17 protein-coding genes, 4 pseudogenes and 1 riboswitch are annotated in these 26,415 nt (G+C 72.1%); of the genes and pseudogenes, 10 read left to right on the forward strand and 11 right to left on the reverse strand.

Annotation, left to right across the window (positions count from 1 at the left end):
- Positions 1–102: 102 nt before the first annotated feature.
- From metE to ACZ6D7_RS16575, 4 genes and pseudogenes are all read right to left on the reverse strand, one after another.
- The gene (gene metE, locus ACZ6D7_RS16560; protein WP_469490807.1) at positions 103–2,427 is read right to left on the reverse strand and encodes a 5-methyltetrahydropteroyltriglutamate--homocysteine S-methyltransferase; all 2,325 of its coding nucleotides are present in this window, start codon (positions 2,425–2,427) and stop codon (positions 103–105) included.
- Between the two features lie 153 nt (positions 2,428–2,580).
- A riboswitch (cobalamin riboswitch) is annotated at positions 2,581–2,803 on the reverse strand.
- Positions 2,802–3,306, reverse strand: a pseudogene (locus tag ACZ6D7_RS16565) (3-hydroxyacyl-CoA dehydrogenase NAD-binding domain-containing protein). Its footprint overlaps the riboswitch before it by 2 nt.
- Positions 3,303–4,900, reverse strand: a pseudogene (gene aceB, locus ACZ6D7_RS16570) (malate synthase A). The pseudogenes ACZ6D7_RS16565 and aceB overlap by 4 nt, the downstream one beginning before the upstream one ends.
- 44 nt (positions 4,901–4,944) lie before the next feature.
- A pseudogene (locus ACZ6D7_RS16575) lies at positions 4,945–5,439 on the reverse strand (IS5 family transposase); the annotation flags it as partial.
- Between the two features lies 1 nt (position 5,440).
- On the opposite strand from ACZ6D7_RS16575, the pseudogene ACZ6D7_RS16580 reads away from it, so the two are divergent.
- Positions 5,441–5,605: pseudogene (locus tag ACZ6D7_RS16580) on the forward strand (alpha/beta hydrolase); the annotation flags it as partial.
- Between the two features lie 179 nt (positions 5,606–5,784).
- On the opposite strand, the gene ACZ6D7_RS16585 reads toward ACZ6D7_RS16580, so the two are convergent.
- From ACZ6D7_RS16585 to ACZ6D7_RS16595, 3 genes are all read right to left on the reverse strand, one after another.
- Positions 5,785–6,771: an HpcH/HpaI aldolase/citrate lyase family protein gene (locus ACZ6D7_RS16585; protein ID WP_469490810.1), complete on the reverse strand. Its 987-nt coding sequence runs from the start codon at positions 6,769–6,771 to the stop codon at positions 5,785–5,787.
- Positions 6,761–7,978 carry a CaiB/BaiF CoA transferase family protein gene (locus tag ACZ6D7_RS16590; protein ID WP_469490813.1) on the reverse strand — a complete coding sequence of 406 codons (1,218 nt, stop codon included), beginning with the start codon at positions 7,976–7,978 and terminating at the stop codon, positions 6,761–6,763. Before ACZ6D7_RS16590 ends, ACZ6D7_RS16585 begins: the two co-directional genes overlap by 11 nt.
- A gap of 240 nt (positions 7,979–8,218) precedes the next feature.
- On the reverse strand, positions 8,219–9,145 hold the full coding sequence (locus ACZ6D7_RS16595; RefSeq protein WP_469490816.1) for a LysR substrate-binding domain-containing protein: 927 nt from the start codon (positions 9,143–9,145) through the stop codon (positions 8,219–8,221).
- A 177-nt stretch (positions 9,146–9,322) separates the two neighbouring features.
- Between ACZ6D7_RS16595 and ACZ6D7_RS16600 the strand changes: the two genes are divergently transcribed.
- The 3 genes from ACZ6D7_RS16600 (at position 9,323) to ACZ6D7_RS16610 (ending at position 13,776) form a co-directional block, all read left to right on the forward strand.
- Positions 9,323–10,786 carry a CitMHS family transporter gene (locus ACZ6D7_RS16600; protein WP_469490819.1) on the forward strand — a complete coding sequence of 488 codons (1,464 nt, stop codon included), beginning with the start codon at positions 9,323–9,325 and terminating at the stop codon, positions 10,784–10,786.
- A 91-nt stretch (positions 10,787–10,877) separates the two neighbouring features.
- Positions 10,878–12,284 (forward strand): prolyl oligopeptidase family serine peptidase, encoded by a 1,407-nt coding sequence (locus ACZ6D7_RS16605; protein WP_469490822.1) that lies wholly within the window; start codon positions 10,878–10,880, stop codon positions 12,282–12,284.
- Between the two features lie 220 nt (positions 12,285–12,504).
- Positions 12,505–13,776, forward strand: a complete 1,272-nt coding sequence (locus ACZ6D7_RS16610; RefSeq protein WP_469490826.1) for a poly(ethylene terephthalate) hydrolase family protein — start codon at positions 12,505–12,507, stop codon at positions 13,774–13,776.
- Positions 13,777–13,900: 124 nt separating this feature from the next.
- Here ACZ6D7_RS16610 and aceA read toward each other — a convergent pair whose 3' ends face one another.
- Entirely contained in the window at positions 13,901–15,190 is a 1,290-nt protein-coding gene (gene aceA / locus ACZ6D7_RS16615; RefSeq protein ID WP_469490829.1) for an isocitrate lyase, read from the reverse strand.
- 342 nt (positions 15,191–15,532) lie between these two features.
- Here aceA and ACZ6D7_RS16620 point away from each other — a divergent pair, with 342 nt between their 5' ends.
- A complete protein-coding gene (locus ACZ6D7_RS16620) occupies positions 15,533–16,963 on the forward strand; it encodes a short-chain fatty acyl-CoA regulator family protein (protein ID WP_469490832.1) in 1,431 nt (476 codons plus the stop codon).
- Between the two features lie 87 nt (positions 16,964–17,050).
- Positions 17,051–17,986 carry a class A beta-lactamase gene (bla, locus tag ACZ6D7_RS16625; RefSeq protein ID WP_469490835.1) on the forward strand — a complete coding sequence of 312 codons (936 nt, stop codon included), beginning with the start codon at positions 17,051–17,053 and terminating at the stop codon, positions 17,984–17,986.
- A gap of 151 nt (positions 17,987–18,137) precedes the next feature.
- On the opposite strand, the gene lysA is transcribed toward bla, so the two are convergent.
- Together lysA and ACZ6D7_RS16635 are read right to left on the reverse strand one after the other, a co-directional pair.
- Complete coding sequence (gene lysA, locus ACZ6D7_RS16630) at positions 18,138–19,475, reverse strand: diaminopimelate decarboxylase (protein WP_469490838.1); 1,338 nt, start codon at positions 19,473–19,475, stop codon at positions 18,138–18,140.
- 14 nt (positions 19,476–19,489) lie between these two features.
- The gene (locus ACZ6D7_RS16635) at positions 19,490–19,837 is read right to left on the reverse strand and encodes an SAV_915 family protein (RefSeq protein ID WP_469490841.1); all 348 of its coding nucleotides are present in this window, start codon (positions 19,835–19,837) and stop codon (positions 19,490–19,492) included.
- A 323-nt stretch (positions 19,838–20,160) separates the two neighbouring features.
- Here ACZ6D7_RS16635 and ACZ6D7_RS16640 point away from each other — a divergent pair, with 323 nt between their 5' ends.
- On the forward strand, positions 20,161–20,595 hold the full coding sequence (locus ACZ6D7_RS16640) for a hypothetical protein (RefSeq protein ID WP_469490848.1): 435 nt from the start codon (positions 20,161–20,163) through the stop codon (positions 20,593–20,595).
- Between the two features lie 108 nt (positions 20,596–20,703).
- On the opposite strand, the gene ACZ6D7_RS16645 is transcribed toward ACZ6D7_RS16640, so the two are convergent.
- The gene (locus ACZ6D7_RS16645) at positions 20,704–21,552 is read right to left on the reverse strand and encodes a pectate lyase (RefSeq protein ID WP_469490851.1); all 849 of its coding nucleotides are present in this window, start codon (positions 21,550–21,552) and stop codon (positions 20,704–20,706) included.
- A 521-nt stretch (positions 21,553–22,073) separates the two neighbouring features.
- Here ACZ6D7_RS16645 and ACZ6D7_RS16650 point away from each other — a divergent pair.
- The 3 genes from ACZ6D7_RS16650 to gap all read left to right on the forward strand — a co-directional run bounded on the left by ACZ6D7_RS16650 (position 22,074) and on the right by gap (position 26,260).
- Positions 22,074–24,098, forward strand: coding sequence for a SpoIIE family protein phosphatase (locus ACZ6D7_RS16650; protein WP_469490854.1), 2,025 nt, complete (start codon positions 22,074–22,076; stop codon positions 24,096–24,098).
- Between the two features lie 83 nt (positions 24,099–24,181).
- On the forward strand, positions 24,182–25,156 hold the full coding sequence (locus tag ACZ6D7_RS16655) for a GlxA family transcriptional regulator (protein ID WP_469491529.1): 975 nt from the start codon (positions 24,182–24,184) through the stop codon (positions 25,154–25,156).
- A 105-nt stretch (positions 25,157–25,261) separates the two neighbouring features.
- A complete protein-coding gene (gene gap, locus ACZ6D7_RS16660; RefSeq protein WP_469490857.1) occupies positions 25,262–26,260 on the forward strand; it encodes a type I glyceraldehyde-3-phosphate dehydrogenase in 999 nt (332 codons plus the stop codon).
- Positions 26,261–26,415: the final 155 nt, after the last annotated feature.

Below are 26,415 nucleotides of genomic sequence, written 5' to 3' on the forward strand. Positions count from 1 at the left end.
CCCCCCCCCCTCCCCCCCCCCCCCCCCCCCCCCCCCCCCCCCCCCCCCCCCCCCCCCCCCCCCCCCCCCCCCCCCCCCCCCCCCCCCCCCCCCCCGGTTCCGTCAGGACCCGGAGCCGCCCAGCTCACCGCGCACGGTGCGGGCCGCCGCGACCAGGTTCTCCAGGGAGGCACGGGTCTCCGGCCAGCCGCGGGTCTTCAGACCGCAGTCCGGGTTCACCCACAGGCGTTCGGCGGGGATGGCCTTGAGCCCCGTCCGCAGGAGGCCGGCCGCCTCCTCGGCGCTCGGCACCCGCGGGGAGTGGATGTCGTACACGCCGGGTCCCGCCTCGCGCGGATAGCCGTGCGCGGCGAGTTCACGGGCGACCTGCATATGGGAGCGGGCGGCTTCCAGGCTGATGACGTCGGCGTCGAGGTCGTCGATGGCCCGGACGACGTCCCCGAACTCGGCGTAGCACATGTGGGTGTGGATCTGGGTGTCCGGCCGCACCCCGCCTGTGGTGAGCCGGAACGCCTCCGTGGCCCACGCCAGGTACGCGGCCCGGTCGGCGGCCCGCAGCGGCAGCGTCTCGCGCAGCGCGGGTTCGTCCACCTGGATGACCGAGGTCCCGGCCGCCTCGAGGTCGTTCACCTCGTCGCGCAGCGCCAGCGCGACCTGGCGGGCCGTGTCGCCCAGGGGCTGGTCGTCGCGGACGAAGGACCAGGCGAGCATGGTGACCGGACCGGTGAGCATGCCCTTGACCGGGCGTGAGGTGAGCGACTGGGCGTACGTCGTCCAGCGCACGGTCATCGGCTCGGAGCGGGAGATGTCGCCGGCCAGGATCGGCGGACGGACGTACCGGGTGCCGTAGGACTGCACCCAGCCGTGCTGCGTGGCCAGGTAGCCGGTCAGCTGCTCGGCGAAGTACTGGACCATGTCGTTGCGTTCGGCCTCGCCGTGCACCAGCACGTCCAGGCCGGCCTTCTCCTGGAAGGCGAGCACCTCCTGGATCTCCGCCCTGACGCGCTCCTCGTAGCCCGCCGTGTCGAGCCGGCCCGCGCGCAGGTCGGCGCGCGCGGTGCGCAGTTCGTCGGTCTGCGGGAACGAGCCGATGGTCGTCGTCGGCAGCAGGGGCAGCCCGAGGTGGGCGCGCTGGGCCGTGGCCCGCTCGGCGTACGGCTGGGCGCGGCGCGCGTCGGCGGCGGTGACGGCGCCGGTACGGGCGCGGACGGCCGGGTCGCGGGTGATCGGGGAGTTCGCGCGGGAGGCCAGGTCGGCCCGGTTCGCGGCCAGTTCCGCCGTGATGGCGCCGGTGCCCCGGGCGAGGCCCCTGGCGAGGGTGACGATCTCGGTGGTCTTCTGCCGGGCGAAGGCGAGCCAGCGCAGGATCTGCGGGTCGATGTCCCGTTCCGCGCCCGTGTCGAGCGGGACGTGGAGCAGGGAGCAGGAGGCGGCCACGTCGACCCGGTCGGCCAGGCCCAGCAGGGTGCCGAGCGTGGCGAGCGACGCCGACAGGTCGTCGACCCAGATGTTGCGGCCGTTGACGACACCGGCGACCAGCCGCTTGCCGGGCAGCCCGCCGACGGCGGCCAGCGCGTCCAGGTTGGCGGCGGCCCGCTCGGTGAAGTCCAGCGCGAGTCCCTCGACCGGCGCCTTGGCCAGCACCGGCAGGGCCTCGCCCAGCCGGTCGAAGTAGGAGGCGACGAGCAGCTTCGGCCGGTCGGTGAGGGCACCGAGGTCGCGGTAGGCCCGGGCGGCCGCGCTGAGTTCGGCCGGCGTGCGGTCCTGGACGAGGGCGGGCTCGTCGAGCTGCACCCACTCGGCGCCGGCCGCGCGCAGGTCGGCGAGGACCTCGGCGTACACCGGCAGCAGCCGGTCGAGCAGGGTGAGCGGGTCGAAATCGGCGGGCACGCCCGGCGCGGGCTTGGCCAGCAGCAGATAGGTGACGGGACCGACCAGGACCGGACGGCCCCTCAGGGCGAGGCCGAGCGCCTCCTCGAACTCGGCGACGGGCTTGGTGGAGTCGGCCGTGAACACGGTGTCCGGGCCGAGTTCGGGGACCAGGTAGTGGTAGTTGGTGTCGAACCACTTGGTCATCTCCAGCGGCGCGACGTCCTGGGTGCCGCGCGCCATGGCGAAGTAGCCCGCCAGCGGGTCGGCGGCCACCGCGTCCCGGTGGCGGGCGGGGATCGCGCCCACCATGACGGTGGTGTCCAGGACATGGTCGTAGTACGAGAAGTCGCCCGTGGGGACCTCGTCGATGCCGGCGTCGGCCAGCTGCCGCCAGTGGGTGCGGCGCAGTTCGGCGGCGGTGGCGCGCAGCGCGTCGGCGGTGACGCGGCCCTTCCAGTAGCCCTCGATCGCCTTCTTCAGTTCCCGGCTCTGTCCCTGGCGGGGGTAGCCGTACACGGTGGCCCGTGCTGCCGCGGCTGCGGGCTTGGTGGTCACGGAGATCTCCTTCGCGAGATGAATCCCTGAGATCCCGGCGACGGGACGGGGGCGCGAAGGTGCGACGAACCGTACGGCAGCGGCCCACGGCCGTCCGTTCGGTGTGTACGCCGACCCGCCCTCGAGGTCACCGGGATGTCCGCGCGCGAATGTTTCGCGCATGGGCAGTTGGCAGGTCTTCGGACTCGTGGGCGCGCCCTCCGTTCGTCGGAGGACACCTACTGGCCGTCGCTTCCCAGGCCTGTTCTCGGACCCAGTGCGTATGACGGCGGTCGTTCCCACTCACCGCTGCGGGGCAGTCCCGGATTCCCACCGGGTTCCCTCTTGCGACGCTCCCGCCTGGCGGACGGGGCGAACCAGCTGCACCGGCCAGCCTAAGGGGTGGCGTCGTACACGTGGAACCCCCGGCCGCTCTTACGGCCCAGCAGCCCCGCCTGCACCATCCGCCGGAGCAGCGGGGGAGGGGCGTACAGGGGTTCCTTGAACTCGTCGTAGAGCGACTCGGCGATCGCGGTGAGGGTGTCGAGGCCGATCAGGTCGGCCTGTTTCAGTGGGCCCATGGGGTGGGCGCAGCCCAGTTCCTGGCGTCGGCGTTCTCGACGACGGCCTCCACGACCTCAGCTGCCGGTCGGCGAGGTCCCCCAGGCTGCCGGTGAAGACCAGCCGGGCGAGCGCGTCCCGCGCCGCGTCCCGGTCCAGCCCGCCCCGCCCCACGGCACGCTCCAGTGAGGCCGCCACACGGTCCCGTGCGGCGCGCGCGGCGACGGCGTCGGCCTCGCAGACCACCGTGTCGATCCCGGCCCGCGCGCACACCTCGGCGATGCCCGCGCCCATCTGCCCGCCGCCGACCACCCCGACGCGTCGGATGCCCCCGCTCATGACCGCGGCTCCGCACGGCGCATCAGGTGACGGGCGTAGGCGTCGGGTGTGAAGAACTGCGGCAACTCGCCCGCCAGGGCGGTGCGTTCGAAGAGCGCCCGTACGTCGTCCAGGGCGGCCCACGGGTACGCGGCGCCGAGCGCGGCGAGTTCCTCGTCGAGCAGCCGCAGCACCGTCTCCCGGTCCACCACCCGGTGCCGCACCCAATGCCAGATCTGCACGCGGGCGACCTCGGCGGTGGCCGTGTCCGCCGACAGACCGTCCAGGGCGACGGCACCCCGGCCGCGCAGCCAGGCGTCGAAGCAGCGCAGGGCGACGGCGATGTTCGCGCGCACGCCCTCCGCCGTGGGCGGTCCGCCGATCCGGCGCACCGACAGCAGTTCGGCCGCCGTCACCTCCACGTCGTCGCGGGTACGGTCGATCTGGTGCGGCCGCTCGCCCAGGACGCCGTCGAACACCTCGCGGCAGACCCGTACGAGTCCCGGGTGCGCGACGCCGGAACCGTCGAAGCCGTCCTCCGCCTCCCGCTCCTTGTCCAGCCGGACCGTGGCGAGCGCGGCCTCGTGCGCGGATGGATCCCTGCCGGGCAGCTGGGACGCCGTGGCGCCGATGGCGTGGGCGCCGCGCCGGTGGCAGGTGCGCACGAGGAGTTCGGTGCAGGCCCGCATGAAGGGGGCGGTCATGGTCACCTTCGTCCGGTCGGGCAGCAGGAAGTCCGTGCGGTGTCCGAAGGTCTTGAGGAGGCTGAACAGGTAGTCCCAGCGGCCCGCGTTGAGCTCTGAGCTGTGCTCGCGCAGCTCGTGGAGGATCTCCTCCATCTCGAAGGCGGCGGTGATCGTCTCGATGGGGACCGTGGCGCGGACGGTGCCCCGGGGGATGCCGAGTGCCTTCTGCGCGCAGACGAAGATGTCGTTCCACAGCCGGGCCTCGTACCGGTTCTCCAGCTTCGGCAGGGAGAAGTACGGGCCGTGGCCGGCGTCGATCTGCCGCTGGGCACAGTGGTAGAAGTACAGGCCGAAGTCGACCAGTGCGGCGGGCACGGGAGCGCCGTCGCATGCCAGGTGCTCCTCGTCGAGGTGCCAGCCGCGCGGCCGGACGACGATGGTGGCCGGCCGGTCGCGGCCGCCGGGCCGGTACGCCTTCCCGTCGGAGGTGGTGAAGTCGCTGCGCCCCTCGATGGCGTCGCGCAGGGTGAGCTGGCGGCCGATGACGTTGTCCCAGGTGGGCGCGGTGGCGTCCGCGAAGTCAGCCGTCCAGACCCGGGCACCGGAGGTGAGGGCGTCGACGGCCGTACGGCGTTCCGGCGGTCCGGCGATCTCGACACGGCGGTCGGTCAGACCGGGCGCGGGCGGTGCGACGCGCCAGGCCGGGTCGGCGCGGACGGCTGGGTGGCCATGGGGAAGTCGAGCGGGGAGCCGCCGGCCAGCCGCAGCGCCTGCCGTCGGCGCTCCTTCAGCAACTCCTGGCGGCGCCCGCCGAACTCGTCGGCCAGCCGGCCGACGAAGTCCAGCGCGGCGGGGGTGAGGATCTCGTCGTGCCGCTCGCCCGGCGGGGCGAGGACGCGGACCTGGCGGGTCGGTGCGTGGGTGGGCATCTGCTTCTCCTACGGGTACGGGGGCGGGACCGGCCCCGGCGGGCCTAAGGCGTGTCTGACAAATGATCACCTGGCTGGTTCGCGGAGCCAGAGGATCAGGGGGGCCAGGACGATTCCGGCGCGGTAGCGGTCGGCGAGCTTGTCGAACCCGGTCGAGATCGCGCGGAACTGCTTGAGGCGGGCGAAACATCGTTCGACCACGTTGCGGTCGCGGTGAATCTCCTTGTCGAAGGCGGGCGGCCGCCGAGGCGCCCTCGGCGTTGGCGGTTGGCCGCCTGGTCGCGGCGTTCGGGGATCGTGGCAGCGATGCCCCGGCGCCGCAGCAGGTGGCGGATCGCCCGGCTCGAACAGGCCTTGTCGCCCAGCACGCGCTCCGGCGTCGTGCGCGGGCGGCCCGTGACGGTGCGCGGGATACGGATCCCGTCGAGGACCTGGCCGAATGCGGTGGCGTCGTTGACGTTGCCGGGCGTGAGCACGATCGACAGGGGCAGGCCCCGGCCGTCGACGGCGAGGTGGACCTTGGTGGTCAGCCCGCCTCGATGCACGGACGGCACGGTCACCGACTACCTGCTAACCGGCAAGCTCCCGGCGAAGGACGTGACCTGCAAGGCGACGGCCGACTCGAACGACGAGGCACGGAGGGACCAGCAGCGGGACGTGCTCCCCGGATCTCCGCTCCCGGAGCGTGCCCCGGACCGTTTCTGAGCCCGACCGCGTGCCCCATTGCGGCATGACCCAAGGAAGATGGGGCGGGACCTCCTGGCGGAGTCCCGCCCCATCGTGCGTCGCGGCCCCGGAGTCGGGGAAATCGGTTCGTCAGGGCCTGCGGCCGTGTGCCACGGTCCGTCGGATCATCGCCCCGCCGGCAGTGGGCAGTCTCGCAATCACGGGCCGGACGGCGGGAGTTCATCAGCCACACGCACGTGCGCCCCGTGTCGTTCCAGAGCAAGGCGTGCCGTACGGGCCATGGCCTCGTCGACCATCTCACCTTCGAATGTCACCGCGCCCGTCCCGTCCCCCTGTGCCGCCTCGACCGCCGCGATCAGCCTTGCGGAGCGGGCGAGTTCGGCAGGGCCGGGAGAGAACACCTCGTTGATCACCGGGACATGGGAAGGATGGATCGCCATCATCCCCTCGTAGCCGAGGGAGCGGTTCTGTTCGGCGAAGGCGCGCAGCCCCGGCAGGTCGGTGATGCGCGTCCACAATCCGCTGACCGGATGCGGCACTCCCGCTGCCCTGGCGTCCAGCAGAACGCGGGATCGCAAGTCCACCGTCTCGGTACCCTCCGGGCTCCAGCGGTAGCCGACGGCGCGTTCCACGTCGCCGCCGGCGGCGGTGAGAGCTCCCAAGTGGGCGACGCGCGGGGCGGCTCGGGCGATGTCGTAGGCCTCGCGCAGGCCACGGGCCGTCTCCAGCAGGGGCACCAGGGCGACGCGTCCCGACGGCAGGCCCTGTTCCTGTTCGCACCAGTCCAGCAGCCGGTCGGCAAGCTTCACGTCCTCGGCAGAGCAGACCTTGGGGAGCACGATGCCGGCGAGCCCGGGCCGTACGACCGCGCGCAGTTCCTCGGCTCCCGCCCAGCCGTCCAGCGGGTTGACCCGGACGAACAGCGCCATCCGTCCCGCCTGATCCGCCGAAGCGTCGGCGGACCGCACGATGGCATCGGCCACCTGTGTGCGGGCGGCGAGCTTGCCCGAGGCGGGCACCGCGTCCTCCAGGTCGAGGATGGCCGCGTCGGCGCCCGCTGCCCGGGCCTTGGGTAGCCAGTCGGTTCTGGTGCCGGGGACGAAGAGCAGGGAGCGCAGCGGGGGCCGGTCGACCGCTCCCGCGTTCCCCTCGGGGGGGCTCTCCGAAGACGCCTCAGATGACATCGCTCTTCTCCAGGTCGGCCAGTTCGTCCGCACTGAGTCCGAGCCAGTGCCCGTAGACGAGGTGGTTGTCCTGTCCGAGGGCGGGCCCTGTCCGCCAGACCCGGCCGGGCTGCTGCCGGAAGTGCGGGATCACCGCCTGCATACGCACCGGACCGAGGTCGGGGTCATCGACGGTGACGATGTCTTCTCGCTCGGCGTACACGGGGTCGGCGGCGATGTCCGCGGCGTCGAACACCCGTGAGGCCACGACTTCGGCGCGGGCGAACTCCTCGAGGCACTCACCGGTACCGCGCTCCGCCACCCAGTTCCGCAGGCCCTCGTCCAGTTGCCCGCGCCGGTCGTGCTGTTGCTGCGCGGTGGCGAACTCCTGCTCGGGGAGTCCCAGCAGGCGGGCGATGTTGCGGACTGAGCGCAGCGTGGCGGAGGTCACCGTGATCCACTCGCCGTCGCGTGAGCGGTAGGTGTTGATCACGGCCGCGGGGGCGACGGCCAGCTGGTTGCCGGAGCGTTCGGGTACTCGTCCCAACTGGTCGTGGACGATGACCTGCCACTCGACGAGACGGAACAGGGACTCGAAGAGCGCGAGGTCGATCCACTCGCCGTCGAAGTCGGGGTCGTGGTCACGGCGGTGGAGGGCGGCGAGGACGGCGTAGGCGCCCATCAGGCCGGTCACGGCGTCACCGTGCGAGAAGCCGGTGTGGACGGGCGGGCCGTCGGGAAAGCCGGTCAGGTGGACGACTCCGCTGCGCGCCTCGCCCATCTTGCCGAAGCCGGGGGCGTCCGCCTGCGACGACGTGGCGCCGAAGCCGGAGATCTGCAGCAGTACGGCCCGGGGATTGATCCGGTGCACGGAGTCCCAGTCGAGTCCCCAGCTGCGCAGGCGTCCGGCGCGCAGGGTGACGATGACGACGTCCGCCCAGGCCACGAGTCGGCGAGCGACACTCCGGCCGGCCTCGTGGTGCAGATCGAGGGTGACCGAGCGCTTGTTGCGGCCGGCGACCTTGAACCACAGGTGGACACCGTCACGTTGGGGTCCCATGGCACGGGCCGCGTCTCCGGCGCCGGGAGGTTCCACGTGTACGACGTCGGCCCCTTGGTCGGCGAGCATCGATCCCGCCAGCGGCCCGGCAACCACATGGGCGAACTCAACCACTTTCAGCCCCTGCAACTGCCCGCGTCCGGTGGTGTTCCGCTGGTCTTCCGACACCGATGCGCTCCCTCGCCCTGCCGTTCCGCGTTGGTCCCCGACCGCGTCGTCTGCGCTGATGCGGCACGGTCGTCGCCGTTCGGGTCTTCAGATTGCAGGAGCGGAGAAATGCCTGTCGAGCAAAAGAAGGCCATCAATCAATGCGAAGAACGCATGAATCGGTGGAGGGGTTCGTATGCGGGTGCGGTGGGGGACCAGGGTGGTGCGGAGTCTCGGGCCCCCCGCACACCTCACGCGGCGTCATGCCCACGAAACCCCGGGTGGAAGGGCGCGGCCCTGGAGGCGGAACTCATCGAGCGTCTGAAGGAACCGCTCCGTCGCGGCCGGGAGCGTTCGCCGAACGCGCAGCGCGATGTCCAGGCGCCGGTCCACCACGGGGCCAACCAGAGGACGGCAGACGACGGGCCCGGCAGCCATGAGCGGAAGCACGAGAGCGGGCATCGCCGACACCCCCAGGCCGGCGGTCACCAGTCCGCCCACGGTCGCGATACTGCCCGCCTCGGCCGCCGGTACCGCATGCGCGTCGATCTGGGCGAATGCCGCATCGGTGAGCCGGCGCACGCTCGAGTCGCGCCCGACGGCCAGGAACGGCTGACGAGCCAGGTCGTCCCAGGCCACCTCGTCGTGGTCGGCGAGCGGGTGGCCTTCCGGCAGCACGGCGACGAAGCGGTCCCTGACCAGAGGGCGGTGCTCCAACTGCTCGGGCGGGTTTCCGACGGTGGTGATCGCGAAGTCGGCATCACCGGACAGGACCCGGTCCAGTACCAGTCGCTCCAGGCCGTCGAGGAGGCGTACCGCCACCTGCGGCCGCCGCTCGCGGAAGTCGGATATCACCTGCGGCAGGAGCACCGCGGCAACCGAGGGCAGGGTGGCCACGGCGACCGTCCCCGACTCGCCGAGCAGGAACCGTCTGAGCTCCTTCATGCCCGCCCGGTGAGCGGTGACGATCTGCTCGGCGATTCGCAGGGCCTCGACGCCCGCCGCGGTCAACTGCACATTACGGGTGTCCCGTTCGAGGAGTTGGACGCCGAGCAGCCGCTCCAGATCCGCCACCGCGCGGCTCAGCGAGGACTGGGAAACGTGCATCTCCGCGGCGGCCGCGGTGAAGCTCGCGGCCCGGGCGACGGCGGTGTACGCCACCAGTTGACGCAGGGTGGTGGACTCCATGGCCGACGAGCATAGGACGTACCCGCTTCAATTGATGCGCTCATCGCATGGACAGATCTCGGTTTGATGCTGGACACCGATCCGCTGGTGCTCCGAAACTCTCGCGTAACACCTCGGCCTGACCCCGTCCCCCGCCCAACGTCGCCGAGGGTCGTCCCCGAGAAAGCGAGCGCCGCAATGCTGGCAGCCCTGGGCTTCGCCACGATCGCAGTCTTCCTGCTGCTCACCATGACCAAACGCGCCTCGGTGCTGGTCGCTCTGATCCTGCTCCCGGTGTTGGCGGCGCTCATCGGCGGCTTCGCGGGCGATCTGGGCGAGCTGATTCTCGGTGGGCTGTCCAAGGTGGCCCCCACCGGCATCATGATCGCCTTCGCGGTCCTGTACTTCAGCCTGATGGTGGACGCCGGGCTCTTCGACCCCCTGATCCGCGGTCTGTTGCGCGTGGCCCAGGGCGACCCGCTGCGGATCACCGTCGCCACGGCCGTCCTCACGCTGTGCGTGGCCCTGGACGGCGACGGCGCGTCCACCTTCCTCATCACCGTCTCCGCGCTGCTGCCGGTCTACAAGAGGCTCGGCATGAACCCCCTGGTGTTGTCCGGAGTGGTCTGCCTGGGCGCGGGCGTGATGAACATGATCCCCTGGGGTGGTCCGACCGTACGCGCCATGGCGGCGCTGAAGCTGGACAGTTCGGAGGTCTTCACCCCCGTACTGCCGGCGATGGGTTTCGGCATCGCCTGGGTACTGGTGGCCTCGTACCTGCTCGGCCGCCGGGAGCGCAACCGTCTCGGCGCACTGTCCCCGCTGGGTCCGGTCACGGACGTGCGCAAGGACGTGCGCATGGGCGAGGACGAGGGGGAGGACCGTGAACCCGCCGCTTCGACGACCACCACGGCTGCCACGGCAACTGCGGCACCCGAGTCGAGCCGGCTGGTCACTCCCACGACGGCCGACGGGCAGGAGAATCAGGCCCTCCGAACCCCCGGGGACGGGCCCGGCGCCGTCCGGGTCCCGCCGCTGCCGCGGACCTGGCTGAACATTTTCAATCTCCTGCTCACCATCGCCCTCGTGGTCTGCCTGATTCAGGAAGTGATGCCGCTTCCGGTGCTGTTCGTCCTCGGGTTCGCGATCGCGGTGCTCGTCAACCACCCCACCTGGGAACAGCAACAGGCGCTGCTCGACAAGCACGCCAAGAGCGTCGTCCTGGTCACCACGATGATCTTCGCGGCCGGCGTCCTCACCGGGATCCTCAGCGGCACCAAGATGATCGACGAGATGGCCGAGGCGCTCGTCTCCGTCGTCCCCGACTCCTTCGGGTCGCACCTGCCCGTCGCGGTGGCCGTCACCGGCATGCCGCTGAGCCTGGTCTTCACCCCGGACGCCTACTACTTCGGGGTACTGCCCGTACTCGCCGAGACCGCGAACGGATTCGGCACGGACCCGGCCGAGGTCGCCCGGGCCGCCATTCTCGGCCAGATGACCACGGGGTTCCCGCTCAGCCCGCTCACCGCGTCCACGTTCATCCTGGTCGGCATGAGCGGTGTGTCGCTCGGCGAACACCAGCGCTTCATCTTCCGCTGGGCCTTCGCCACCACCCTCGTCATGACGGCCGGCGCCCTGCTGACCGGCGCCTTCTCCCTGTGATCGCCGGGAGCCCGGAGCCGGACGACCGGATCCACACGCATCAGGCACCTGGTCCGGGTGCCCCACCGACCACCGACCGAGACGAGGACCCATGAGATGGATCACCAGACGCACGGTGCTCACCATCACCGCAGGTGCGGTCACGGCGCCGGCCGTGAGCACGGCAACCGCCGCGGCCGCCGCCGGCACCACGACAGCCGCACCCGAAGGACGCCAAGCCGTCTTGGGTAACGGCCGACTCAATCCGGTCCTGCGAACGGACCTCGTCACGCGGGTGACGCCCAGGAACAACTGGCTGGTGACAGCCGTCGCCATCCAGTACTCGCGTCGCATCGACTTACGTGGCGCGGTGATCCCGCCCTCCGCCTTCCAGGTGAAGGTCACAGTGGGCGGGCAAACAGCGGCTCGCACGGTGACCCGGGTGTACTCCAACACCACTGCCGCGGTGGACGACCGATCTCACCCCGGACGGCCGGGGGACCGCCTGATCATCGAACTCGACCCGAACGACGCCAACGCGCGGGCCGCCGGCACCGATCCCCTTCCGCTCGACCGCGCCTACTCCGTCAGACAGGTGGCGGACGTGCGCACCCCGGAAGGTGAACCCGTACTCACGGCCGGTCCGTTCGCGAGCCGGAACGACGACGTCATCACTCCCGTGGTCGACGACTTCACCGCCGGTTCCTTCACCGACTCCGCGGGTTTCGAACTGGACTTCCGGCTGTACCAGCCTGAGGGGTTCGTACGGAACCCTCGGACGCGCACGCGGTACCCGCTCGTCGTCACCCTGCATGGCGGGGGCGAGGTCGCGGACAACAACATGACCCAGCTCACTTCCAACCGGATCGCGGTCACGTTCGCCAAAGCGGAACGACAGCGCCGCAACCCCGCGTTCGTCCTCTCGCCGCAGATCCCCCTGCCCCGTCCCATGGACGGACCCGACGGCACGGACTGGACCGACGCCAAGGTCCAGGCCGCGCTGATCGAACTCATCGACACCTTCGTGAGCGAGCACTCCCGGAACGTCGACACGGCCCGGCTCTATCTCGTCGGCCTGTCCTCAGGTGGGCGCGGCATCTACAGCCTGCTGGCGAAGCGACCCGACGTGTTCGCGGCTGCCCTGCCCACGGCCGGCTGGGGTGACTCGGCCACCATGGAAAAGATCACGCACATCCCGATCTGGGCCGACCACTCCGTCGACGACCCCGTCGTCCCCTACAAGGAGGGCCGGTTCGGCAAACCCGGCACCTGGACACTGATGAACGCGCTGGAGACCGCCGGTGCACGGGTCAGCCGTGGCGAGTGGGCCAACGATCTGCCGAAGGCACAGTTCGAGGCCCGGTCCCGGGCGCTCCTCAGGCAGGCCCGGGACACGCGCAGTCACGTACTGTTCACGAGCTACACGCCCGGAACGACACCGGTGAACCCACACCTCTCATGGGCCCAGACCTACGAGAACGACGTGGTCATCGACTGGCTCTTCGAACAGTCCCGATAGCCGGCCGCACGCGGCGACCGCCCGGTCCACCACCGTGGCGGACACAACCAGGCCGACTCCAGGGACCGACAACTCCCGCGACGCCGGGCCAGTATCAGCCCCCGGCAATCAGCACCGCTATCCGGTCACCGCGCTCCCACCGCTTTCCGGAGGTAAATCAATGCGTCCATGCAGTCGTTCAACCAACACGACCGCGCCGTCAAGGGCCCGACACCGTGTCATGACGGCACTGATCGCACTGGCAACCACCGTCGGCTTGGTGCTGACTCTGCTGACAGCCGCCGCCTCGCCGGCGGCCGCCGCCGACTTGCTGTCCCAGGGCAAGCCCGCGACCTCCTCGTCCACCGAGAACGCAGCCACTCCCGCGTCGGCGGCGGTGGACGGCAACACCGGGACGCGCTGGTCGAGCGCGTTCAGCGATCCGCAGTGGCTGACAGTTGATCTGGGCGCCACCGCCACCATCAGCCAGGCCGTGCTGCGCTGGGAGGCCGCGTACGCCCGCGCGTTCCAGATCCAGACTTCCGACAACGGCACCGCCTGGACCACCATCTACTCGACCACGACCAGCACCGGCGGCGTGCAGACCCTCGACGTGAACGGCAGGGGCCGGTACGTCCGCCTCCATGGCACCCAGCGCGGCAGCGCCTACGGCTACTCGCTGTGGGAGTTCCAGGTGTACGGCTCCAGCGGCGGCACCCCGCCGGGGAGCGGGATCCCGGACCCGACGACCGCATCCCTCGAGGCCACCAACGGGCCGCTGACCACCGCCGGCTACACCGTCCCCAACCCAAGCGGGTACGGCTCCGGCACGGTCACGTACCCGACGACCGGTGGCTCGTACCCGGGCGTCGTACTGATGCCGGGCTATCAGGGCACACAGCAGAACCTGCAGTGGCTCGCACCTCGCCTCGCTTCCTGGGGCTTCGTCGTCATCAACGTAGGAACCAGCACACTCACCGACGATCCCGAATCGCGCGGCCGCCAGATCACCGCCGCCGGCACTCAACTGCTCGCGCTCGGCAACGCCACCGGCAACCCGATATCCGGGAAGGTCAACGGCACCCTGGGCGCGGTCGGTCACTCGATGGGCGGCGGTGGCGTCATGGCGGCCCTTCGGGACGACTCGCGCTTCCGGGCGGGCGTGCCCACGGCCCCGTACTATCCGAACGCGAACTTCTCCGGAGTCACCGAGCCCACTTTCTTCCTGACCTGTCAGAGCGACCCTGTCGCCCACGGCAACAGCTACGCGGTGCCCTGGTACAACTCCATGTCCCGGACCGAGAAGCTCTACATCGAGGTTCCAGGCGACCATCTGTGCCCGATGACGGGCTACGGCAACAAGGGCAAGCAGGGCAAGTGGATCGTGTCGTTCTTCAGCCTCTGGCTGCGTGCCGACACCCGCTTCAGCCCGTTCCTGTGCGGTCCCGCACGTGAGGCCGACAAGAACAACACCTCCCTGGTCACGCGCTGGATGGACACCTGCCAGTTCTGAACCGGCTCGCTCGGAGCGCTCCGCGTCTCACCGACGCAGCGCTCCGAGCCTGCCCCCCCCACGTCGGTGTGCCCCATCCGGTGCCCCGGTTCCCGCACGACAGGTACGTGCTCATCCGCCGCCCTTAGTGGAACTGCTCCTCCTCCGTGGAGCCGGTCAGTGCCGTGGTCGAGGAGGCCGGGTTGACGGCGGTGGAGACCAGGTCGAAGTAGCCCGTACCGACCTCACGCTGGTGCCTCACGGCGGTGAAGCCGTGCGCCTGCGCGGCGAACTCCCGCTCCTGGAGGTCGACATAGGCGGTCATGCCCTGCTCGGCGTAGCCGCGGGCGAGGTCGAACATGCCGTGGTTGAGGGAGTGGAAGCCGGCCAGCGTGATGAACTGGAAGCGGTAGCCCATGGCGCCCAGCTCCCGCTGGAACTTGGCGATCTGGTCGTCGTCCAGGGCCGCCTTCCAGTTGAAGGACGGCGAGCAGTTGTAGGCGAGCATCTGATCGGGGAACTCGGCGCGGACGGCCTCGGCGAACTCGCGGGCCTGGGCGAGATCGGGGGTGCCGGTCTCGACCCAGATCAGGTCGGCGTACGGGGCGTAGGCGAGCCCGCGGGCGATGACGGGTGCCATGCCGTTCCGCACCCGGTAGAAGCCCTCGGCGGTGCGCTCGCCGGTGACGAACTCGGCGTCGCGTTCGTCGACGTCGCTGGTGAGCAGGTTGGCGGCGAGGGCGTCCGTGCGGGCGACGACGACCGTCGGCACATCGGCGATGTCGGCGGCGAGACGGGCCGCGTTCAGGGTGCGGATGTGCTGGGAGGTCGGCACCAGCACCTTGCCGCCGAGATGACCGCACTTCTTCTCGGAGGCGAGCTGGTCCTCGTAGTGGATGCCGGCCGCGCCCGCCGCGATCATCGCCTTGGTCAGCTCGAAGGCGTTCAGCGGCCCGCCGAAGCCGGCCTCCGCGTCGGCGACGATAGGGGCCAGCCAGTCGGTCGGGTCGCCGGCGTCCTCGGCGGTGGCGATCTGGTCGGCGCGCAGGAGGGCGTTGTTGATCCGGCGGACCACCTGGGGAACGGAGTTGACGGGGTAGAGGCTCTGGTCGGGGTAGGTGTGCCCGGCCTGGTTGGCGTCGGCGGCGACCTGCCAGCCGGAGAGGTAGATGGCCTGGAGGCCGGCCTTCACCTGCTGCACCGCCTGGCCGCCGGTCAGCGCGCCGAGGGCGTGGATGTAGTCCCGCTCGTGCAGCTGCCGCCACAGCCGCTCGGCGCCGCGCCGGGCGAGGGTGTGCTCCTCGCGGACGCTGCCGGAGAGCCGTACGACGTCCTCGGCGGTGTAGGTGCGCTCGACGCCCTGCCACCGGGGGTCGGTGGCCCAGTGCCGCGCCAGTTCCCGGGCCGTCCGCGTGCTCGTCCTCGCCTCTGCCATCACTGTCACCGTCTCCTTGGTCTGTGCCGGTTGCCAATTCACCCGTCCATGGGAACGTGGGTGGCACTGTGTGTCGCCCGAAGAGGGCGCGGCCCGCCGACGGGCGGTGGTGTGGAGCGGAGCAACGCTGCAACTGACCGCTGTTCGCCGGGCCGCACCGAAACTCTGGCACTGGCACTGAGTGCCAACAATGGTGGACGGCTGCCAACTTCTGCGAATCTTCCGCAGACCGTTTGCCAAGTTTGCGAAGGGTCCACGAGTGATCGGATCACGTAGGCTGACCGGCAGCCGGACACAGAGGGACCTGGACACAAAGGGACTTGGACATGGGGGGGACCTGGGGTGAGCAAGACGTACGCGGGGGCGCGTCTGCGCCGGCTGCGCGAGGAACGCCGGATGAGCCAGGCCGAGCTGGCACGCGTCCTGGCCATCTCGCCCAGCTATCTGAACCAGATGGAGCACGACTCCCGCCCGCTCACCGTGCCCGTCCTGCTGCGGCTCACCGAGGCCTTCGGCGTGGACCCCGGCTTCTTCTCCGCCCGCGACACCACCCGCCTGGTGGCCGACCTGCGCGAGGCACTGGCCGGGGAACTCGCCGAGTCCCGGATCTCCGCCGCCGACCTGACCGACCTCGCCTCGCGGCTGCCCGCCGTCGCCCGGGTGCTGCTCGACCTCGGCCGCCGCAACCAGCAGCTCGCCGAGCGCCTCGCCGGGGCCACGGACGGCCGCGGCACCGACCCGGAACAGCCCCGCTCCCCCCACGAGGAGATCCGGGACTTCTTCTACCGCCGCCAGAACTACCTCCACGACACCGACCTCGCGGCGGAGGACCTCGCCCAGGAGATCGGCATCCGCCCCGGCGACGTCGTACGGGCCCTCACCGCCCGCCTCGCCGACCGCCACGGGGTCCGGCTGACCGGTGAACCCGGGGACCAGCTGCACCACTACGACGAACCGACCCGCACCCTCCACCTCTCCACCCGCCTGCGCCCCGGCCAGCGCGCCTTCCGCATGGCCACCCAGCTCGCCCTGCTGGAGTACGGCGCCGAACTCGACCGCCAGGCCGCCGAGGACTTCCCGCCCGGCTCACCCGCCCACGCCCTGGCCCGCATCGGCATCGCCCACTACTTCGCGGCGGCGCTGATCCTGCCGTACGGCGCCTTCCACGCGGCCGCCGAGGAGGTGCGCTACGACATCGAACGGCTCACCGACCGCTACGGCCTCGGCTACGAGACCGTCTGCCACCGCCTGAGCACCCTTCAGCGCTCCCGGCTGCGCGGCGTGCCCTTCTCGTTCGTACGGGTCGACCGGGCGGGCAACATGTCCAAGCGGCAGTCGGCCACCGGGTTCCACTTCTCCCGGGCCGGCGGCACCTGCCCGCTGTGGAACGTCTACGAGGCGTTCGCCGCACCCGGCCGCATCCATGTCCAGGTCGCCGAAATGCCCGACGGACAGCGCTACTTGTGGACCGCGCGGGCGATCACCCGGCACCGGGGCGGCTGGGGCGAACCCGGCAAGACCTTCGCCGTCGGCCTCGGCTGCGAGATCCGCCACGCGCACCGGCTCGTCTACTCCGACGGCCTCGACCTCGCCAACGCCTCCGCCGCCACGCCCATCGGCATGGGCTGCCGGGTCTGCGAACGCCTCGACTGCCCCCAGCGCGCCGCACCGCCCCTCGGCCGCCCGCTGCGCATCGACCAGAACACGAGCACGTTCGTGCCGTACCCGGTGACCGACCGCTCCGACCGAGGTGAGGAACAGTGGGGCGTGTGATGCGGATGTGCCGGAAGGGAAACTGATCCGGTCCCCGGTGACGTCTCTGCCCTTGGAAGAACAATCACGACCGTAGGGACGGACGCAATGGATCGGAACGACACACCCCCGGCGACCACGGCACCACACCCCGGCCGCCGCGCGGTACTCGGCCTGGGAGCCGGAGCTGCCCTCGCCGCCGCCCTGCCGGCCACGGCACACGCCTCGGCCTCCGGCGGGACGGGGCTCTTAGAGCAGCTCGGCGCCCTGGAGCAGGAGTACGCCGCGCGCCTGGGGGTCTTCGCCCACGACACGGCCACCGGACGGACGGTGGCGTACCGCGCGGACGAGCGCTTCCCGATGTGCTCGGTGTTCAAGACCCTTGCCGCGGCGGCCGTCCTGAGGGACCTCGACCACGACGGCGAGTTCCTCGCCCGGCGGATCCACTACACCAAGGAGTACGTCACCGCCGCCGGGCACGCACCGGTCACCGGCAAGGACGAGAACGTGGCCGGCGGGCTGACCGTCGAGGAACTGTGCGCGGCCACCGTCTCCCACAGCGACAACGGGGCGGGGAACCTCCTCCTGCGCGAACTCGGCGGACCGACCGCGATCACCCGGTTCGCCCGCTCGCTCGGCGACCCGAGGACCCGGCTCGACCGGTGGGAACCCGAACTGAACACGGCGGAACCGTGGCGGGAGACCGACAGCACCAGCCCCCGCGCGATCGGCAGGACCTACGCCCGGCTCGTCATCGGCGGGGCGCTGCCGCCCGAGGACCGCGCACGGCTGACCGGGTGGCTGATCGGCAACACCACCAACATCGCCCGCTTCCGGGCCGGCCTGCCTCCCACCTGGACCCTCGCGGACAAGACCGGCGGAGGGGCGGCGTACGGGGTCGCCAACGACGTGGGTGTCGTCTGGCCCCCCGAGCGGCCGCCCATCGTGCTGGCCGTCCTGTCGACCAAGTACGCCCCCGAGGGTCCCACCGACAACCCGCTGGTCGCGCGTGCCGCCGAGCTGGTGGCGGCCGAACTGACCTGACGGGCCAGGGCACTTCGGAGCCGGGCGGGGCCCGGGCGGGCCGGTGGGCGTCGGTGAGGGACGACCGGCCCGCCCGGGAGTCGAGGGACGCCGCCGGGCCCGGGTCCTGGCGGTCCGGGCGGGCCTGGCGGTCCATGCGGTCCGGGCGGTCCTACAGGCCGACATCCCGGCTGCGGATGTCGTCCAGGGACTCACGGCGGACCAGGAGGCGGGCGTGGCCGTCGCGTACGGCGGCCACGGGCGGGCGGCCGACCAGGTTGTAGCCGGAGGCCATCGACAGGTGGTACGCGCCCGCCACGGGTACGGCGATCAGGTCGCCGGGGCGTAGGTCGCCCGGGAGTTCGACGTTCGCCGCCAGGACGTCGCCCGCCTCGCAGTGCCGGCCCACCACCGTCACCCGGGCCGGGGCCGTCGTGCCGGGGCGGCCGATCAGCCGAGGGGCGTACCGGACGCCGTACAGGGCCGGGCGCGGGTTGTCGCTCATGCCGCCGTCCACGGCCACGAACACCCGGTCGCCCGTGTGCTTCACGGACAGGACGCGGTACAGGACGACGCCCGCCGGCCCCACGATCGCCCGGCCCGGTTCGAGCAGGAGACGGGGCACCGGGATCCCGGCCGCGGCGCACGCGTCGGCGAGTTCCGCACGGACCCGGCGGGCCAGCGCCGTCAGGTCGAGGGCCTCCTCGCCGGGGCGGTAGGCGATGCCGTGGCCGCCGCCGAGGTCCAGTTCGGGCAGGACCAGACCGTGCTGCTCGTACAGGCGCGCCATGAGGCCGACCATGCGGCGCACGGCGGCGAGATACGGCTTGACGCTGGTGATCTGGGAGCCCAGGTGGCAGTGCAGGCCGGTGAGTCGGAGCTGCGGCTGGTCGAGGATGCGGGCGATGGCGTGCTGGGCGTAGCCGTCGACGACGGACAGGCCGAACTGCTGGTCCACCGTGCCGGTGCGGATCTTGTCGTGGCCGCCGGCGCTGATCCCGGGGACCACGCGGACCATGACCCTCTGGCGGCCGTCCGGTCCCACGGCCGCGGCCAGGCGCGCGATCTCCGACGGGCTGTCGATGACGATACGGCCCACGCCCAGGCGCAGGGCGGTGTCCAGGTCGCGCGGCGACTTGGCGTTGCCGTGCAGCACGATCCGCTCCGGCGGGAAGCCGGTCGTGACGGCGAGTTCCAGTTCACCGGCCGAGCAGACGTCGAGCCCGAGGCCCTCCTCGGCCGCCCAGTGGGCCAGGGCCCGGCAGAGGAACGCCTTGGCCGCGTACAGGACTTCGGCGTCGGGGAAGGCGTCCCGGTAGGTACGGCAGCGGTCGCGGACCTCGGCCTCGTCGAGGACGTAGACAGGGGTGCCGAAGCGCTCGGCCAGCTCGGCGAGCGGGACCCCGCCCACGGCGAGGTCCCCCGAACGGGGCTCGGTGGCCGAGGCGGGCCACACCGAGAGGTCGGCGGACGCGGCGGGGGCGGTGGGCTGTTCGTGAACCGTGGTCATCGTCTCCACCTCTCTCAGACGGTCCGCAGTGCGGGGACGCGCACCGGGATGTGGCCCGCGGACCCGACCGGCGCGGCAGCCGGTGCGGTGGGCTGCGGGTCCACGGTGACGGTGGTGACGTCCAGCGGTGCGGCCAGCGCCCGCAGCGCGGGCTCGGCGAGCCGGATCCACGCCTGCTCGGATCCGAGCGTCGCGGCCAGCCGCCGCGCGGACGTGAAGCCGACGGCCGTACGGCCGCCGAGCGGCGTACGGAACAGGCGGGCCGTGCACCCGGAGGGGCCCGGCCGGACCGGGACGTACAGGGGTCCGGCCGGGAACCGATCGGCGGGTTCGGAGTCGTCGCCGTGGAGAAGTTCTGCCATGGGGTACCTCCCTGGAGGAACCGTGCTGCTGCGATGGGTGAGCCGATGACGCCCCGGACGCGGGGAGGCGAACCGGGGCTCGTCCTCGACGGTATGCCCGGTGCCGGGGGTGTGACCCGGTCCTGACGGGACACTGACGACGAGCCGGACGACTTTGACGGGATGCTGACGCCGCCTTCCTGACGATCCCTGGGCAGGTCCTAGGGTGGGTCGGTGAGGCGTCCGGCGCGGGCGTCGGAGGCGGTCACGGACGGACAGAGGGCGAGCGGATGACGGCGGCGGGCGGCATACAGGAGGCTCTGAGCTGGAAGGGGCCGGTCTCGGTGAACCTGTTCGTCGTCGGTGCCGGCGACACGCCGCTGCCCGCGGAGGCCTTCCGGCTCGCCGGGCTCGTACCCGACGCCGTGCTGCCGTTTCCGCTGTGGGAGCCGCCCGAGGCCGTCGCACGGCTCGGCATCATCTCGTACGACCTCGACTTCGAGGACGTCTCGCTCGACCTCCGCGCGTTCACACGGGACGCCCTCCGCCGGCTCTGCGAGGGCACGCGCGCGGTCGCCTGGGCGGCGTTCGAAGGGTCGTTCCACTACGACGAACTGCTCACCGATCAGGTGGCCCAACAGGTCTACGGCTACTGCGTGAGCGGCACCGAGCCGGTGGTCGAGTGGGACCTGGCCGCCTTGCGCGGCGAGGAGTGGAGGTGCCGCGTCTCCGAGGCCCGCGCGGCCCTGGAGACGCTGTGCGGGCGCCTGCCCGGATAGGTCCAGCACGCCGGGCGCGGTGGGCGCGGGCCTCGAAGGAGCGGATGGGATCAGGAGCAGAAGTCGGCGGTCGCGCCGGAGGGAACCGCCGGTGCCCGGCCGCCGGGGTCAGCCGAAGCTGATGTCGGCCTCCTCGAAGACGCAGTTGACCCCGTCCGCGGTGGCGTCGAGCTCGGTGGGTTCGCCGTCGGTCACGCCCTCGAACTTCTGGCAGGGCACGATCTCCCGGCCGGGGTCGCCGACGACGGTGATGCCGCTCAGCCGGGCGGTGTCCCCGAAGTTGCTGTTGATGCCGACCAGTTCATCTCCGGGCGCGGTGGCCGTGACGTTCTCCAGCACCACGTCCCGCTGGAACTGCTCGCCGCAGTTGCCGCAGGAGCGCACCAGCTTGCCGAAGTCGGCCACCTCGAAGTCGCGGACCGTCAGGGTGCCCGCCCCGTTGAACTGGAACACGTTGTCCGCCGCCCGGGCGGCACCGCCGCCCCGGACGACGTACGTGGCGTCCTCGGCCTTGCCGAGGAAGGTGGCCGCGTCCTCGCCGACGTCCTCCCAGAACACGTTCTCCAGGGTGCAGCTGCCCAGACAGTGGATGCCGTCGGCGGCGGGCGCGCCGAGGATCACGTTCTTCAGGACGGCGCCGTCCGCGAGTTCGAACAGCGGGTCCTGGCCCTCCGCCTGGCCGTCGCCGGCCAGCGCGCCCGCTCCCGTGAAACGGGTCCGGGCGCCGTCGAAGGTGCCGGTGATCCGCCGTGTCTCGGTGAGCTGCTCCTCCCCGGTCGGCTGCGGCGCGGCGAGGACCCGTGTCCCGGTGGCCGCGGTCCCGCTCTGTGCCCCGTCGGTGGCCAGGGCGGCCTGCGCCGCGATCGCGACGGCGAGCGCGCCCGCCGCGACGGCGACGACCAACGGCGTTCCGCTCTGACGCCTGCGGTGGCCGGGGTGGGGGGAGTGAGATGTCACGTGTTCACCGCGCCTTTCCACGATCGGTCAGGAGTCCATACGGTCACGGGATCGCGCGCGTTCAGGACACGCCGCGGGGGTGTGCGCCAGGGCGCCGGTGGGAGGGACCCAGCGGTTCGCGCTCGCCGGCCATGACCGCGGCGCTCTCGTGGCCTTCCGGGCGGCGCTCGACCACCCGGCGCCGATCACCCGCCTGACCTGCCCGGACGTGCTGCCGGCACGGGACCCGCGGGAGCCGCCGCACGCTGGTCGAACGACCCCGCCGCCGTGCCGCCGCCCGTCCGGGACGTCTGCCTCGCCGCGTCACGAAGGCGCCGAGGGATCTGCCGGCACGCCGGCCGGACCCTCGACGACGTGCGCGGGGCGGCCCGGCGGGCACTGTGGCGCCCATTCCGCCGGGCGCGGAAGCAGGGGGCGGACCCTACGCTTCCGGATATGGTGTTTTCGTATGAAATGATCCCCGGCGGTTAGGTCGGACGTTGGATGCTCACCAGACGGGGGACCAGGTGCCGGGGCAGCCCGTGACTGCCGTCGGGTACGCGGGTGTGCTGCGCGAGCTGCTGCCGATCGCGCTGTGGCGGGAGGACGCGGACGGACGCATCGTGGAGTGGTCGCTGGCAGCCCAGGACCTGCTCGGATACCGGCCGGACGACGTGCTCGACCGGTCCGCCGCGGACCTGCTGGTGCCCGCGGGCAGGACGGAACTGGCCGACCAGCTGACGCGCCGCGTCCACGCCGGGGAGACCGTGGTCGGCACACTGTCCGTGCGCCACCGGGACGACCATCAGGTGACCATGGAGATGTGGATCGTCCCCGCCGCCGACGCACGCGGCCGGGCGGGGGCCCTGCTCATCGCCGTGGAGACCTCCCAGGTCCTGCGCATGCGGGACTCGCTGGCGGCCCTGGAGAGCCTCTTCAGCCAGTCGCCCATCGGACTGGCCACCCTCGGCACCGATCTGCGCTTTCTGCGCGCCAACGACGCCCTCGCCCGGATGAACGGCGTCTCCGCCGCCGAGCACGTCGGCAAACGGCTGACCGAGGTCGTGCCCGGCGTCAACGCCGTCGCGCTGGAGGCGACGATGCGCGAGGTGCTCGACCGGGGCATCGCCGTCGTCGACGTACGCCGCACCGGGCGCACCGCGGCCGACCCCGACCGCGACCGGACCTGGTCGTGCTCCTACGCCCCGCTGCTCGACGGCGCCGGCCGCACCCTGGGCCTGATCGCCTCCCTCATCGACATCACGGAGAGCCAGCAGGCCGAGGCCGACGCCGAGCGGGCCAGGCGCCGCTTCGCCCTGCTGGCCGAGGCGGGCACCCGGATCGGTACCACGCTGGACCTGCGACAGACCTCCGAGGAGATCGTGACGATGCTGGTGCCCCAGCTCGCCGACTCCGCCGACGTACAGCTCCTCGAAGAGGTCATCGACCCCGACGAGGTCGCGGCTTCCACCCGGGGCGTGGTCCGGCGCATGGCCGCCCACTTCCCCGCCGGCGCCCCGACGGCGAAACTCCAGCCGGGCATGACGTCCCAGATCCCCAGCGGCTCCCTGTACGAGCGGGCCATCGCCGACGGACGGCCCACGAACCTGTACCGCGCCGACGTCCCGGAGCTGATCACCGACCCCCGCGCCGACCAGCTGCGCGCCTACCTCATGAGCCTCGGCTCCGCGCGGCTCATCCCGCTGGTCGCCCGGGGCAAGGTGCTCGGCGCGGTCGTGGTGACCCGGCTGCGCAGCCGCGAGCCCTTCGACGAGCAGGACTGCGTCCTCATCGACGAACTGGCGGCACGCGCCGCCCTGAACATCGACAACGCCCTCATGTACACCCGGCAGCGCGCGGCCGCCCTGACCCTTCAGCGCAGCCTGACCAACAGCGAGCTGCCCGCCGTCCCCGGCCTCGAACTCACCGGACGGTACCTGCCGGCCAGCGAACACGACGTGGGCGGCGACTGGTTCGACGTCATCGCGCTGCCCGAGGGCAGGACCGGACTCGTCATCGGGGACGTCATGGGGCACGGCATCCACGCCGCCGCGGTCATGGGCCAGCTCCGCGCGTCGGTGCGCACGCTCGCCCGGCACGACGTCCACCCGGCCCGTCTGCTCAGCGCGCTGGACGCCGTCGTCGCCGACATGGGGGAGGACGAGATGGCGACCTGCGTGTACGCCGTGCACGACCCCGTGTCCGGCGGCTGTCTGATCGCCCGGGCCGGCCACCCGCCGCCGGCCGTGGTGACACCCGGCGGGCGGATCACCTTCCTCGACGGCCCCCCGGGCACCCCGCTGGGCACCGGAGCGCACGAGTTCCGCACCGAGGAGGTCCCCCTGCCCCCGGGCAGCCTGCTGGTCCTCTACACCGACGGCCTCATCGAGGCCCGCGACAGGGACCTCGACCAGGGCCTCACCCAGCTCGCCCGGGCCCTGCGCACCCCCGAACACTCGCTCGCCCACCTCTGCGACGGCGTCATCGCCGAGATGCTGCCCCACCCCGCCGAGGACGACGTCGCGATCCTCCTGGCCAGACCGCAGGGCGGGCCACACCGAGGCTGAACGCCACACCGCCGTCCGGCGCGCCCTGGCCTCGCGCGGTACGGCGCCCTCACCGCCCGGGCCCCGCCCCGCACCCCCGTACCCTGGTCCGCGTGCCGCCGACCTCCCCCTCCCGTCCGCAACGCGTCGCCGTCCTGGTGCTCGAAGGGGCGAAGCCGCTCGACGTCGGCATCCCCGCACAGGTGTTCACGACCCGCGCGAGCATGCCGTACGAGGTGCGGGTGTGCGGCGCGGCACCCGGTCTGGTGACCGGCGGGGACGGGCTGTCGTACCACGTGGCCCATGGCCTGGACGCGCTGGTGTGGGCCGACCTCGTCTTCATCCCCGGCTACCGCTTCCCGGACCGTGAGGACCCGCCGCCGGCGGTCGTCGACGCGCTGCTCGCCGCCCACGCCCGGGGCGCCCGCCTCGCCGCCATCTCCACGGGCGCCTTCGCGCTCGCCGCCACGGGCCTGCTCGACGGCCGGCGCGCCACCACCCACTGGCACTACACCCGGGCGCTGGCGGCCAAGCACTCGCGCGTGCGGGTCGACGAGAACGTCCTGTTCGTCGACGAGGGCAGCGTGCTGACCTCGGCCGGCGCCGCCTCCGGCATCGACCTGTGCCTGCACATCCTGCGCCGCGACCTCGGGGTCGCCGCCTCCAACCACGCGGCCCGGCGCCTCGTCGCGGCCCCCTACCGCAGCGGCGGCCAGGCCCAGTACGTGCCGCGCAGCGTGCCGGAGCCGCTGGGCGAGCGGTTCGCCGCCACCCGCGAGTGGGCGCTGCACCGGCTCGACGAACCCCTCACCCTCGAGGCGCTCGCCCGGCACGCGGCGGTCTCACCGCGCACCTTCTCGCGCCGCTTCGTCGAGGACACCGGGTACACGCCGATGCAGTGGGTGATGCGCGCCCGGATCGACCGGGCACGCGAGCTGCTCGAACGCTCCGAGCGCGGCGTGGAGCAGATCGCGAACGACGTCGGGCTCGGCACGGGCGCGAACCTGCGCAGCCACTTCCAGCAGATCCTCGGCACCACGCCGAGCGAGTACCGGCGCACCTTCACCCAGGGCGAGTAGCGGCCGCCGCGGCGTGGCGAGATCCTTGCGAACCGTGGCGCTCACGCCTCGGTCACGGACGCAGGCGGCACGCCACGCTGGTGGTGAACGGAAGGGACACCATTCATGACTCGCATCGCCATCAACGGATTCGGCCGCATCGGACGCAACGTGCTGCGCGCGCTCCTCGAACGCGACAGCGACCTCGAGGTCGTCGCCGTGAACGACCTCACCGAGCCCACCGCCCTCGCGCGGCTGCTCGCCTTCGACTCGACGTCGGGCAGGCTGGGCCGCCCGGTCACCGTCGAGGACGGCGCCCTCGTCGTCGACGGCCGCCGCATCCAGGTGCTCGCCGAGCGTGAACCCAAGCAGCTGCCGTGGGCCGCGCTCGACGTCGACATCGTGCTGGAGGCGACCGGCCGCTTCACCTCCGCCGACGCCGCCCGCGCCCACCTCGCCGCGGGCGCGCGCAAGGTGCTGGTCAGCGCGCCCTCGGACGGCGCCGACGTCACGCTCGCGTACGGGGTCAACACCGACGCCTACGACGCCGAGCTGCACACGATCGTCTCGAACGCCTCCTGCACCACGAACGCGCTCGCCCCGCTGGCCGCGGTCCTCGACGACCTCGCCGGTATCGAGCACGGCTTCATGACGACCGTGCACGCCTACACCCAGGAGCAGAACCTCCAGGACGGCCCGCACCGCGACCCCCGCCGTGCCCGCGCCGCCGGCGTGAACATCGTGCCGACCACCACCGGCGCCGCGAAGGCGATCGGCCTGGTGCTGCCGAACCTCGACGGCAAGCTGTCCGGCGACTCGATCCGGGTGCCGGTCCCGGTGGGCTCGATCGTCGAGCTGAACACGACCGTGGCCCGCGACGTGACCCGCGACGAGGTGCTGGCCGCGTACCGCACCGCGGCCGAGGGGCCCCTCGCCGGCGTCCTGGAGTACTCCGAGGACCCGCTCGTGTCGTCCGACATCACGGGCAATCCGGCCTCGTCGATCTTCGACTCGGCCCTCACCCGCGTCGAGGGCCGCCACATCAAGGTGGTCGCCTGGTACGACAACGAGTGGGGCTTCTCGAACCGTGTGATCGACACGCTCGAACTCCTCGCCGCTCGCTGACCGGACGGGGGGGGGAGGGGGGGGGGGGGGGGGGGGGGGGGGGGGGTGGGGGGGGGTGGGGGGTGGGGGGGGGGGGGGGGGGGGGTTTGCCAGGAACCCCCCCACAAAGCGGGGGTGAGGGGGGGGGGGGTTGTCTAGTGGGTCTTTTCCAGTCT

This window comes from Streptomyces sp. NPDC041784, assembly GCF_055591025.1.